The sequence below is a fragment of the Lentzea indica genome (assembly GCF_012184385.1).
In the GTDB taxonomy this organism is placed as follows: domain Bacteria; phylum Actinomycetota; class Actinomycetes; order Mycobacteriales; family Pseudonocardiaceae; genus Lentzea; species Lentzea indica.
Map to the genome: position 1 here is coordinate 1 of NZ_VSRL01000255.1, position 12,552 is coordinate 12,552.

Annotated in this window: 10 protein-coding genes and 1 pseudogene; 8 read left to right on the forward strand and 3 right to left on the reverse strand. The window is 69.5% G+C overall.

Annotated elements, in window-relative coordinates:
• The 3 genes from FXN61_RS40155 to FXN61_RS53520 form a co-directional block, all read left to right on the forward strand.
• Nucleotides 1–707: DUF58 domain-containing protein (locus FXN61_RS40155; RefSeq protein ID WP_167979122.1), on the forward strand; the 707-nt coding region annotated here is incomplete at its 5' end.
• Nucleotide 708: 1 nt separating this feature from the next.
• A complete protein-coding gene (locus tag FXN61_RS53515; RefSeq protein ID WP_246292709.1) occupies nt 709–1,395 on the forward strand; it encodes a TgpA N-terminal domain-containing protein in 687 nt (228 codons plus the stop codon).
• Nucleotides 1,317–3,179: a transglutaminase-like domain-containing protein gene (locus FXN61_RS53520; protein WP_312878364.1), complete on the forward strand. Its 1,863-nt coding sequence runs from the start codon at nt 1,317–1,319 to the stop codon at nt 3,177–3,179. The genes FXN61_RS53515 and FXN61_RS53520 overlap by 79 nt, the downstream gene beginning before the upstream one ends.
• A 69-nt stretch (nt 3,180–3,248) precedes the next feature.
• Here the strand turns inward: FXN61_RS53520 and FXN61_RS40165 are convergent, their stop codons facing one another.
• Nucleotides 3,249–3,644: an SCO2097 family morphological protein gene (locus FXN61_RS40165; protein WP_030471828.1), complete on the reverse strand. Its 396-nt coding sequence runs from the start codon at nt 3,642–3,644 to the stop codon at nt 3,249–3,251.
• 356 nt (nt 3,645–4,000) lie between these two features.
• Between FXN61_RS40165 and FXN61_RS40170 the strand changes: the two genes are divergently transcribed.
• Nucleotides 4,001–4,432 carry a phosphoesterase gene (locus FXN61_RS40170; protein WP_167979121.1) on the forward strand — a complete coding sequence of 144 codons (432 nt, stop codon included), beginning with the start codon at nt 4,001–4,003 and terminating at the stop codon, nt 4,430–4,432.
• Nucleotides 4,432–5,970: an alkaline phosphatase D family protein gene (locus FXN61_RS40175; RefSeq protein ID WP_246292711.1), complete on the forward strand. Its 1,539-nt coding sequence runs from the start codon at nt 4,432–4,434 to the stop codon at nt 5,968–5,970. Before FXN61_RS40170 ends, FXN61_RS40175 begins: the two co-directional genes overlap by 1 nt.
• Nucleotides 5,971–6,115: 145 nt before the next feature.
• Here FXN61_RS40175 and FXN61_RS40180 read toward each other — a convergent pair whose 3' ends face one another.
• The gene (locus FXN61_RS40180; protein WP_167979123.1) at nt 6,116–9,259 is read right to left on the reverse strand and encodes a S8 family peptidase; all 3,144 of its coding nucleotides are present in this window, start codon (nt 9,257–9,259) and stop codon (nt 6,116–6,118) included.
• Between the two features lie 259 nt (nt 9,260–9,518).
• Between FXN61_RS40180 and FXN61_RS56725 the strand changes: the two are divergent.
• A pseudogene (locus FXN61_RS56725) lies at nt 9,519–10,394 on the forward strand (M48 family metallopeptidase); the annotation flags it as partial.
• On the opposite strand, the gene FXN61_RS53530 reads toward FXN61_RS56725, so the two are convergent.
• Complete coding sequence (locus FXN61_RS53530; protein ID WP_246292715.1) at nt 10,386–10,652, reverse strand: hypothetical protein; 267 nt, start codon at nt 10,650–10,652, stop codon at nt 10,386–10,388. The pseudogene FXN61_RS56725 and the gene FXN61_RS53530 sit on opposite strands and share 9 nt — an antisense overlap.
• Nucleotides 10,653–10,798: 146 nt before the next feature.
• On the opposite strand from FXN61_RS53530, the gene FXN61_RS53535 reads away from it, so the two are divergent.
• Nucleotides 10,799–11,023: a hypothetical protein gene (locus FXN61_RS53535; protein ID WP_246292717.1), complete on the forward strand. Its 225-nt coding sequence runs from the start codon at nt 10,799–10,801 to the stop codon at nt 11,021–11,023.
• Nucleotides 11,024–11,043: 20 nt separating this feature from the next.
• Nucleotides 11,044–12,144, forward strand: coding sequence for a DUF4034 domain-containing protein (locus FXN61_RS53540; protein WP_246292719.1), 1,101 nt, complete (start codon nt 11,044–11,046; stop codon nt 12,142–12,144).
• Nucleotides 12,145–12,552: the final 408 nt, after the last annotated feature.

Sequence of the window (12,552 nt, forward strand, 5' to 3'; positions counted from 1 at the left end):
CGGTGCGGCTGCGGGCGGGCCAGGGCGAGGACGACGCGGTCGTGCGGCCGTACCGGCACGGTGACGACCTGCGCAAGGTCCACTGGCGGTCCACTGCACGGCGCGACGAGCTGATGGTGCGCGTCGAGGAACGTCCGTGGCGCGGTGGCACGACCGTGCTGCTCGACCACCGGGTGCACGCGCACCGCGGCAGCGGGCCGACGGCCTCGCTGGAGTGGGCGATCTCGTTCGTGGCCTCGATCTGCCTGCACCTGCACCACTTCGGCCACCAGGTGCGCCTGGTCTCCGAGGACGGGCGGGTGCTCGCGGGTGGATCGTCGGACGGCGGGCACAGCGACCACGTCGTGCTGGACTCGCTGGCGGCGCTGCAGGCTTCGCACCGGCGTGAGCTCAGCGCAGGGATCGACCCCGGCGCGGGCCAGGAGGTCATCGCGGTGCTGGGCGGCGTGTCGCCCGCGTCGATCGAGGAGCTGATCCGGTACCGGCCGCGCGGCATGCGCAGCCTGGCCGTGCTGCTGGACGTGAACGCGTGGGCCGGTGGCACGGACTCTTCGGCACCGGATCCCGAGGACGCGCGGCGGTTGCTGAGCGGCGCGGGCTGGGGCGTGGCGATCGCGCGGCCGTCGGCCTCGATGCAACAGGTGTGGCAAGAGTTGTGCGCCTCGGCAGGCAACCGGGGACCGTCGGTTCGCTCGGAGGTGGGCTGAGATGGGGTCCCGTTCCGCTCCTGCGAAGGGCACCGAGCCAGAGTGGTTCACGTCGGCGACGCCGTGGATCGCCGCGCTGGCCGTGCTGTGCGCGTCGACCGCGCTCTCCGGCGTGATCGAGGGCGACCTGTGGCTGGTGCGCATCGGCGTGGTGATCGTCGCGATCACCGTGACCGGCGCGTTCCTGCGCGCGACCCGGCTGACCCCGCCGCTGGTCGCGATCGCCCAGGTCTTCGTGCTGTTGTGCCTGCTCACGGCGTTGCACACGCGGTCGGGCATCTTCCTGTTCATCCCCGGTCCCGACGCGTTGGGCGACCTCGGCGACGTGCTCGCGGAGTCCGTCGCGCAGGTGCAGACCGGGGTGCCGCCGGTGCACGCGACGCCGGCGATCCAGGCGCTCGTGGTGCTGGCGATCGGCCTGGTGGCGGTGCTGGTGGACACGCTGGCCGTGGCGGCGGCGGCTCCGGCGGCGTCCGGGCTGGTGCTGCTGTGCGTGTTCGCGGTGCCCGCGTCGCTGGCCGACGAGATGCTGCCGTTCTGGACGTTCATCCTGGGTGCGGCGGCCTTCGCGATGCTGCTCGCGGTCGACGGCCAGCACCGGCACGAGGCGTGGCGCGGCAGGCTCGGGTCCGGCTCGGCGAGCGGGTCGGGTGGTTCCGCGACCACGTGGCGAGCATCGCGATGGTGATCGCGTTGATCGTCGGCGCGGGCTTCACGATCGTCGGCACCGTCGGCAGGCTGCCGGGCAGCGGCTCCGGTGGCGGCGGCAAGGGCGGCATCGGGCTGAGCGAGATGACGTCGTTGCGCGGCATGCTCAACCGCGGCCGCACCGCCGAGGTGTTCTACGTGCGCGGCCTGCCGGAACAGACGTACATGCGGGCGTCCACGCTCGCCAGGTACGTGCCGAACAAGGGCTGGGAACGCGGCAGCGACCCCGGCGGCCAGCCCGCGCGCGGCGAGCTGCCGCTGCAGCCGGGCGACCGAGGTGAGGGCAAGACGACGCGGATCAACGTCGAGCCGCGCGACTGGAAGAGCTTCTGGCTGCCGACCTACGGCGCCGTGCGCCGCATCGACACCCCGGACGACGACTACCGCTTCGACACGAAGAAGGGCGTGATCTTCACGCAGCGGGAGCGCGAGCCGGAGCCCTACGAGATCGACACGGTGCTGTCGACGCCGACGAAGCAGGCGCTGCGTCTGGCGTCCGGCCAGAAGAACCTGGTGGACGGCGAGTACTACAAGTTCGACGGCGTCGAGCAGGAGGTGATCGACCTCTCGAACAAGATCGTGGAGGGCGCCACCAACGACTTCGACAAGGCCGCCAAGCTGTCCGAGTTCTTCAACAGCCCCACCAGCGACTTCAAGTACGACCTCAAGACGCAGGGCGACGTCACCAAGGACGCGCTGACCGACTTCGTGACGCGCGGCAAGGTCGGCTACTGCGAGCAGTTCGCCTCCGCGATGGCCGTGATGGCCCGTGTGGTGGGTCTGCCGTCCCGTGTCGCGATCGGTTTCACCGCCGGCGTGGCGTCCGCGGACAACTCCCACCGCGTGATCAGCACCGACGACGCGCACGCGTGGGTCGAGATCTTCTTCCCGAACCACGGCTGGATGACCTTCGACCCGACCCCGATCTCCGACGGCCGCGGAGTCGTGCCGCCGTACCTGCGCGACACCGCGCCGGGTGCCGAAGAGCAGCCGACCGCCGACACGCAGACCGAGTCGGTGGCGCCGTCCGCGACCGGGTCGGCCCAGCCCTCCGCCTCGCCCGACGGTCAGGACGATGGTCAGGCCCTGCAGGAGGCAGGTCCCGTGGGGCCGCAGCCGTGGCACCTGTGGGCGCTGGGCGTGGTGCTGGTGCTGGCGTTCCTGCTGACGCTGTTCCTGGTGCTCGGGCTGCTCGGCGTGATCAGCGCGGGCCTGGTGGGCGTGGCGTGGGCGCGCAAGCTGCTCATACCGGCCGCGGCCGGGCTGTGGCTCATCGGCGTCGGCCTGGCGGCCGCGTTGCTCTCGTGGTGGCTCGCGGTGGTGCTGGTGATCGCAGGGCTCGTCCTGACGCCCGTGCTCGTGCGAGCGGTCCGTCGGCACAACCGCCTGCACACCGTGGCCACGCTCGCCAGGGCGTCCTCCGCGGCTTGGAGCGAGCTCATGGCGGAGTCGATCGACCGCGGCGCGCCCGTGCCCGCGGCAGAGACGATCCGGACCGCTGCTCGCCGGCTGGCGCGCGAGCACAACCTGGACGACGCCGGCAAGGACGGCCTGCGGGTGGTCATCGGGGCGATCGAGCGGTCCTGGTACAGCGCCAACCCCATCGCCGACCCTGCGTTGCCGGGGGCACTGGCGGCGGTGCGACAGTCGTTGCGACAGAACGCCCCGCTGTCGTTGCGGGCGCGGCTCTTCCCGAAGTCGGTGCTGAAGCCGACACCCGCGCCCGTGGCCGAGACGCCGGAGCGGGAAGCCGTCCCGGTCTAGGAAGTTCGGACAAAGCAACGGGCCCGCTCCCTGTCGGGGGCGGGCCCATCGCTTTGAGGCTCAGTCGGCTTATTGCTCTTCGTCGAAGCGACGACGGAAGCGCTCTTCCATCCGTTCGGAGAACGAGCTGCGGCTGCGCGTCGGCTTGCCGTCTTCCTGAGCCCCTTCGGCCACCTGGTCACCGCGACGCAGTGTCGTCAGGGTGATGAGCACACCGAAGAACATGAGCAGGAAGCCGAAGACGCTCACCACGGGAATGCTGGCGATCGCGAGCTGCGGAAGCATCACTCCGGTGATGAGCGCCGCCACACCGACCACGAACAACACGATGCCCTGCACGCGGCGTCGCTTGGACGGCCGCCGCAACTTGGCGCCTCGTACGGTGGATGCGAACTTCGGGTCTTCGGCGTAGAGCGCGCGCTCGATCTGATCGAGCAGTCGCTGCTCGTGCTCGGAGAGTGGCATCGTTCCTCCTCCGGCACAGCGGTCGCGGGCGCCGGGTGTTTTCGGTTTCCGCCGAACCCGGCGGACGACCCACCCTGGGGACGTCACCCCCCAGGATACGATCCGCGCGCCCCGGCGACTACCCAGTCGGCCTTCTCATACGGTCGGTTCTGTCACCATCATCCTCCTGGGGCAGTGGTGAGGCCCTCGTGAGGCACCCTCACGGCCCTTGTGGCCTTCCGTTCACGCCTGGTTCGGCCGTCTGATCCGCCCGCGAAAGCCCCGCTTGCTCGGATGAGTCGCATGACCGATCTCATCGTCAACGGCGACGCCGAGCAGGGCCTGACCGGCTGGCTCACCGTCGCGGCGCCCCCGTCGTGCTGCGGTACGACGCGGGCCAGGGGTATCCGGGGCCCGGTGATCCCGGTCCGGCACAGCGCGGTGCCTCGTTCTTCGGCGGCGGCGACACGCCACTGAGCACACTGCGACAGAACCTGACGTTGCCGCGCCGGGCGTCTCAGTTCGAGGTCTCCGCGTGGCTCGGCGGCTACGCCTCGCAGCAGGACGGTGCCCGGCTGTCCGTCGAGTTCCTCGACTCCGGCGGGACACCGCGCGGCCTGGTCGTGCTCGGGCCGGTGACCGCGGAGGAACGCTCTGGCCGCACCGGTCTGCACGAACGGTCCGCGCGCGGCACGGTCCCACCCGGCAGCCGGACCGCCGTGGTGACGCTGCAGCTGACCCGGTCCGGTGGCGGCACCTCGAACGACGGCTACGCGGACAACATCTCGTTCACGGTCGGGAGCCGCTGATGCTGAACCGCCGTGATCTGCTGCGCGCCGCTGCCGCCGCCGGTGCTCTCGGCACCGTGTGGCCTTTGTCCGCAGGGCTGTCGCCCGCCGAGGCTTTGGCCGCCGCGCTCGACCTGGGTGCGTCCTACGACCCGGCACCGTTCACCCTGGGCGTCGGATCCGGGGATCCGTTGCCGGACAGCGTGATCCTGTGGACCCGGCTCGCTCCGGAACCCCTCGCGTTCGAGCAGCCGCTGCCCGAGATCGTCGAGGTCGAGTGGGTTGTTTCGACCGACTCCGGCATGCGGCGGCGTGTGGCGTGCGGGACGGTCGCCGCATCGAACCTGTTGGGGCACAGCGTTCACGTGCCCGTTCACGGTCTGCTTCCCGGTCGCACCTACTACTACCAGTTCCGTGCGCTCGGTAAGCGCAGCCGCGTTGGCCGTACGCGCACGGCACCTGTCGGCCCTGTTTCTCGCGTGCGGTTCGCCACGGCGAACTGCCAGGCGTTCCACGACGGCTTCTACGCGGCCCATCGCGGGATTGCGCGCGAGAACCTGGATTTCGTCGTGCACCTGGGCGACTACATCTACGAGCACGGCCAGGTCGGCGGCGCGCACGTCCGTGATCACGAGGGCCCCGCCGTGCTGTCCCTTGCGGACTACCGTCGCCGCCACGCGCTCTACAAGGGTGATCCGTCGTTGCGCGACGCCCATGCCGCGCATCCGTTCTTCTTGACGTGGGACGACCACGAGGTCGTCAACGACTACAGCGGCTCGGAGGGCTCGGCGCCGTTCGTGAAGCGCCGTGCCGCGGCGTACCAGGCTTGGTACGAGCACCTGCCGATCCGTTCGGGCAGCGCGTTGGAGCCACAGATCCACCGGCGACGGCAGTGGGGTTCGCTGCTGGACCTGACCGTGCTGGATCTGCGGCAGTACCGGTCCGCGCAAAACCTTCCTGGTGGCACGATCCTGGGTGCTGTGCAGAAGAAGTGGCTGCTGGACGGGATTTCGTCTTCGCGCGAAGCGTGGCAGGTGTGGATCAACTCGATCATGCTGTCGCAGCTCGCGCGACCGGGCGGCGGCTACTACTTCACCGATCAGTGGGACGGGTTCCTGGCTGAGCGGCGTGAGGTGCTCGGGCACGTCGCCGCTTCGGAGATGAAGGATCTCGTCGTGCTGACCGGGGACTGGCATTCGGCGTTCGTCGACGACATCCGGCCGGACTTCGACGACCTGTCGTCGCCGGTGATCGGAACCGAGTTCACCGCGCACTCGGTCACGTCCGGGGCGTACTCGCCGGAGTGGAACGCGGTGAACGGACCGGTGATGGGCGCGGCCAACCCGCACCTGAAGTACTTCGAGGGCAACAGGTACGGGTACGACGTGTACGAGGTGACGCCGCGGCGGTTCACCACGCACATGCGGGTGATCGGGGACCGGCGGGATGCCGCTTCGCCGGTGACGACGCTGACCACGTTCCACGTTGATCGTGGGAAGGCCGGCAGTTACGAAGACCCGGCCACCGTCGGCTCGCCTGCGCAGTACCGGCGTCCGTGAAAAGTGTCAGACCCGCTGACTATGCTGGATTTTGGGGGTTCCCAGGCCCTGTGAGGCCGGAGCGCGAGGCCCCCGAATCCGATGCTAGTCAGCGGGTCTGACACCGTCTGCCGGCTGGATCACCCGGCTCGATCAGCCGGCTCGATCAGCTCGCGATCTTGTAGGCGCGAATGATCGTCACCTCACCGGTGTTGCCCGCCGCGTCCGTGGTCTTGGCGCGCAGCGAAGCGAACTTCGCACCGTTCGGGTGCTTCACGATCGCCTTGTCCCCGGCCACCTGCACCTGCTTCCAGGTCGCGCCGTCGTCGAACGAGACCTCGACGGTGACGCGCTTGACCTTCGGCGTGTTCTGCTGCTGCTCGACCTTCAGCGGGACGATCTGCACACGGCCGTGCGCGGTGTCCTTGTCGTCGAGCTTGGGCAGGAAACGGACCACCGTGAGCGGCAGGTGCGTGATGTCGGTCGTGTGCTTGGCCTTGAACGTCCAGGCGCCGCTGACCTTCGTCGACAGCTCGGCCGTCCGGCTGTGCTCCATCTCCGCCCTGTACGAGCCTTCCTCCGCCGGGACGTCGAAGATCGCGCCTGGCCGGTCCGACTCACCGAGCTTGGTGCCGTTGCGGAACAACGAGGTTCGCGCGGTTCCGCCGTTGACCCTGCCCTCGCCGCCGTTGCTGTCGGTGAAGAGCGGGACCCTGACCGCGATCTGGTCCTCGAGCCGCGCGAGCCCGAAGCCGGGCGCCGAGGGGACGGACGGGCCGAAGATCGCGGCGCCGAACGTCTGCGAGTACTTCTTGCCGCCCTTGAAGGAACGTACGGGCGTCTCGGTCGAGTACTCGTTGTTGTTGTCCGGCCCGACGCGGTCGTAGATCCAGCTCCACCTGCCGCTCGTGGTCGAGACGAGGTCGACGGCACGACCGCCCTCGGGGACCGGGGTGAACCAGGCGAAGCCGCCACTGTCGTCGTCCGGGTACGGCATCACGGCGATCCCGTGCTTGCGGCCCTCACCGGCAGGGCGGAAGGCGGTCGTCATCTCCGCGAGCTCGTTCGGCTTGGCCGTGCGCTCGTAGCCGGTCGGCATGCCCTTCTCGGTGTACATCAGGCGGTAGCTGACCGGGGTCTTCTCGTCACGTGCCGTGCCCTGGAACTGCTCGGCGATCGTCGTCTGGAAGCCCGGCACGTCCGGTCCGATCTGGGCGGTCGACACCTGGCCCGCGAGGCCGTCGAAGAACGCCCAGCCGTGGCCGAAGGTCCTGCCCGCCACCTGAGTGGTGAACCCGACCGTGCCGATCATGCCCTTGGCCGCGGGGTCAGGGGTCTTGAGCGCCACCGGCTTGGTCTTGCGCGCGTCGATCGTGATCGAGCCCTTGCCGGACACCAGGAACTTCGGCTGCACCTGGAACGCGACCTTGAAGTCCGGGGTGATGACGGCGCTGTCCACCATGTACTCGCCCTTGGGAAGACGGATGTTCTTGGCCGATCCCAGATGCACCTTGCCGGTCTTGGTGTTGATGAACAGGGTGTTGTGGTTCTCGGTCTGATTGCCGTCGAAGCCGATCACCGAGACGCCGACGTCGTAGCTCTCGACCTCGCGGTTGACGCTGACCAGCGTGCGCAGGCCGTTCGACGCGACGATCGCGCCGCTGTAGGCGCCGTCGGCCGCGTTCACCTTGGTGTCAGCGGTGATCGTGGCCTTGGCCTCGCCGCCGGCGGGAACGGTGATCTTCGCCGGTGACACGGTGAACAGACCGGAAGGCGAGGGCTTGCCGTCCGGTCCGGTGATGTCCGCAGTCAGGTCGAGCGTCACGGGCTCCTTGCCGGGGTTGCGGTAGGTGACCTCGCGGACGATCTTCTGGTCGTCGTCGTGCGGCCACTGCTGGACGCCGAAGTTGATGTTGCTCGGCTCGGCGATCACCTGCTGCGCCAGCATCTTCGGCACGTCGACGCGGCCGGTGCCCTGATCGAACGGCTTCAGCGCCGGGTTGGCCTTGGCCGACGCCATGACGGTCGCCTTGAGCCGCGTGCCGGTCCAGTCGGGGTGCTGCTGCTTGAGCAGCGCGACGACACCCGCGACGTGCGGGGTCGCCATCGACGTGCCGGACATCGCGACGTGGCCCTGCGTACCGGCCTCGGCCGCCACGATGTCGACGCCGGGCGCGGTGACGTCCGGCTTCACCGCGCCGTCCGCGGCCGGGCCACGGCTGGAGAACGGCGCGATGCCGTCGTTGCGGTCCACGGCACCCACGGTCAGCGCGGACTCGGCACTACCCGGCGAGCCGATCGTCTCCGGCCGTCCGGAGTTGCCCGCCGCGATCACGAACAGCGCACCGGTCTCCCGGGAGATCCGGTTGACGGCCTCCTCGATCGGGTCGATCTCCGGGGTGTCCCCTCCGCCCAGGCTCATGTTGATGACGTGCGCGCCCTGCTCGGCCGCCCACTGCATGCCGCCGAGGATCGCCGACTCCGTGCAACCGCCCGGATGGCAGACCTTGCCGTCGAGGATCTCCGCGTCCGGCGCGACACCGCGGTACTTCTCGCCCTTGCTGGCGATCGTCGAAGCGACGTGCGTGCCGTGCCCGACCTCGTCGGTGTTGTCAGGAGACTCGGTGAAGTTCTTCTCGGAGACCTGCCTGCCCTGCAGGTCCGGGTGCTTCTCGTCGACGCCCGTGTCGAGCACGGCGACCTTCACGCCCTTGCCGGTGACGCCGGCCTGCCACGCCTCCGGCGCGCCGATCTGCTTGGTGCTGCGGTCGAGCGTCACCTTGCGGACGCCGTCGAGCCACACCTTCTCGACCGCACCGCCGCGCAACGACTCCCAGGCGCTGCCCGACTTCTCGACCGAGCCCGTCACGAGATCGGCCACGGACTCCTTGGCGTTGAGCGCGGTGATGCCCGATCGTGCGCCCGCCGCCGGCCGCACGATCACGGGCACTGTGTTGCGGCGCGCGTCGTCGTAGCCGAACTCGGCCAGCGACGTCACGTCGAACAGCCGCGGGTCGAGCTTTCCGTTGGCCACCAACGGCAACGCGTCCGCAGGCACCACGTGCTGGTGCCCGTCCCGCGTGAACGTGCTCACGGGCAGCTTCTCCCGGCCCTGCCCCGGCACGTACCGCACGACCCGGTTGCCGGCCAGGTCCACGCGGTCACCGGTGATCAGCGTGACGCTCTGGTCACCCTCCACCGATGCCCGCTCCTGCGCGTGCGCGACAGCAGCCGTCGTCGTGGTGACGAGGCCTGCTGACAACGCGAGCGCGGTGATCCCCCGACGGGCACCTCGCTGTCCTGCTCTCACTGGTTACCTCCAGCGTTCGATGAGGTGTTGCCTCGGTGACCGTAGGGACACCGAGCGTCACCGCACCTCCCTCTGAAGGTCGGAGCTGTCGTCACGGATCTCATCCCGCAGAGGTACGCGGACTGGCCGATCGACTGGTTGACATGCCCGCGAACGGTTTCGCGTCCGCCGTCTTTTCGAGATTGAGTCGTGATCGTCCATCGTGCACACTGCGTGCGCCGCCATCTGCGCGCGGCACTGGGGGAAGGTCGCTTTACTCATGCGTGTTTCGTTCCGCGCTGCCATCGCGGTCGCGCTGCTCGTCGGTTTCTACGTGCTCGCCTTCGCGTTGATCGGCGGGCTGCTCGCGCTGGAGACCTACGCACTGATCAACCGGCCGCTCGTCGGCCTGAAGCTGGCGCTGTTCGTCGTGCCCGTGGTGTTCGCGCTGGTCAAGGGCCTGATCTCGCTGGAGCGCCGCACGCAGGACGAGGTGCCCGGCACCCTCGTCACGCCCGCGGAGCAGCCCGCGCTCTGGGACCTCGTCCGCCGCCTGGCCGCCGACGTCGGCACCCGCCCGCCGGACGAGATCCGGATCCTCGCCGCGGTGAACGCCGGTGTCGCCGAGGACACCCGTTTCCTGGGTCTGCGCGTGACGAAGCGCAGGATGTTCATCGGTGCTCCCCTGCTCACCTCCTTGACCGAGAAGCAGCTCATCGCCGTGCTCGCCCACGAGCTCGGGCACTACGCCAACAAGGACACGCGCCTGGCCGGCGTCGTGGTCTCCGGCCGCGACGCGATGCTGCGCGCCGGATCCCACATGGACGCCGAGCACTGGTTCCAGCGCATGATCGCCAAGATCTTCCGTGGCTACGCCAAGCTGTACCTCCGTGCCTCTCAGGCGATCAGCAGGCGCCAGGAGTTCGCCGCCGACCGCTTCTCGGCCTCTGCGGCCGGCTCGTCCGCCGCCGCTTCCGCACTGCGCGAACTGCCGGTGATCGACGCCGCGTGGGACCTCTTCACCAACCGCCACCTGACCGTCGCGTGGGAGCTCGGCTACCTCCCCACGACGTTCTTCGACGGCTTCGCCCGCCTGCGTACCTCCCCCGAGCTCCACGAGGAGCTGGAGGAGATCCGCCAGCACCCATCAGACCCCGACCGCGGCCCGTACGACTCCCACCCACCGCTGCGGGACCGCATCGCCGCCATTGAGGCCCTCGACCTGGAACCCGAGTCCGGCTGGGGCGACCGCCCCGCGCTCGAACTGCTCGTGGACCCGATGCCGTTGCTGGACGCCGCCGTGCTGAACACGCTGGTGTCCGACGCCGCCTCGAAGGAGCGCGTCGACTGGGCAACGCTCGGCCACATCGGCGCCCGCGCCCGCGTGGTGCGCGGCACCGAGAGGTTGTTGCACGCGGCCGCCACCGCGATGAACCAGCCACCGTCACTGACGACCGTCCTCGACGCACTGGACGCCGGCCGCTTGGCCGACCTCGGCTCGTTCGAGCCCGGCAGCCGGGACGCCGGGGCACGAGCCCGCCGCGAGATGGCCAGGGCGAGGTGCTGCCCGAGCTGTCCGCGTTGGTGGCGCTGGCGTTCTCCGACGCCGGCCTCGCTCACTGGGAGCTGGACTGGCTGGGACGGACCACGTTCGTCACCTCCTCTCACGACTTCGACATGGCCGACCACCTGGCCGCCGCCGTCTCCGACAACGGCGGCACCGAGGGCCTGCGCGGCGTGCTGGCCGTGGCCGGTGTGGCCCCCGACTACCGCCCCGCGCACTGACAGCTTCTTGGAGAAACCCCGTGGTGCTCTCACTTCTCTTCAAGCCCAAGGAACTCATCACCGTCATCCGCCTGATGCGCGAGGCCAAGCGCCTCGGCGTGGAGATCGACGAGCTCCCGACGGACGTCGTGGCGGCCCACGTGCTGCCCAAAACCCACCCCGAGCGCTACGGCCTGGTCCCCGACGCCGAGGTGACGACCTCCTCGCCGATCGAGGACCTCGCCCTGGCCGCCGTGAAGGACGACGTCCGCGCCGGCAAATGGGAGAACGCCGCCGACATGGTGGCCGCCACGTTCGGCGACTGGGACCGCCGCCAGCGCGTGGTGTGGGCCCTCGCCGACCTCGCAGCCAAGGACGACACCTGGATGGCCGCCTGGCACGCCGGACGTCCTGGCGACCCGCACTGGGTCGTGGTCCACGCGATGTCGCTCGTGTCCCTGGCCTGGGACATCCGCGGCAGCGCACGCGCCTCCGAAACCACCCGCGAGCAGTTCGAGGGCTTCCACCGCGTCCTGTTCGACGCCCGCGAGGCCGCCCAGGTGGCCGCCGCGGTTCTGCCGGACGACCCGACGCCGTGGAACACCATGCTCACGCTCGCCCGCGGCCTGCAGATGGAACACGACGAGTTCCGCGCGATCTGGACCGAGCTGATGGCCCGGGACCCGTTGCACCACAACGGACACCAGCAGGCTCTGCAGTACTGGTGCCGCAAGTGGCACGGGTCGGACGAACTCGCCTTGGAGTTCGCCCTGCAGGCCGCGGCCAAGTCGCCGAAGTTCCTGGCCTTGCCGCTGCACGCCGCTTACGAAGCGCAGAGCACCTCACCGGACATGTGGAAGGCACCTTCGGTCGTGGCTTCCCTGGACGCGTTGCTGGATCGGCTTGTTGACGAGGGTGCCGACACTCATGCGCTTCGGGATGACCGTGGGTACGCGGCCTTCGCTTTGATCCAGCTGGATCGGTTCGAGGAGGCTGTGGGGCAGTTCCGGGCTTTGGGGGCTTTGGCTGACGCTGGGCCTTGGGACTACTTCGAGGAACCTCGGATCACCTTCCTCAGCTTGCGGGGGACCGCGGTCAAGGCTGCGGCCAAAGGCAAAGGGGTCAAGGCTCCGGCCCGGTAGGGCTGGGGTTGTCGACTCCTTTCGTTTGAGGGTGGTTGGGGCCTGTGACGGCCGTTTGTGTCAGCGGCTCGCGGGCGGTGGGGCTGGCGGCTGGTAGCTCGCGGACGGTGATCCGCGGGTCGCAGAGCAAGGGAAGAAGGGGTCAAGGCTCCGGCCCGACAGGGCTGCAGTCGTTGGCTCCTTTCTTCGAGGTTGGTTGTGACCTGTGAGACGTTGCGGGCACGGCTGGCCAGCCAGACCGTGCGCCGCTGTGTTGCGGGCACGACCCGTCGATCGGCTCGCGGTTCGGCACTCCCTTGCGTTGCAAGGCCTAGACGAGTAAGTCCTAACTGATCAGTGGTCGTATGCGATCAGGGATCGGGTGACGGGCTGGCCGGTGGCGCGGTTGTGCCAGATCGCGGCAGTCAG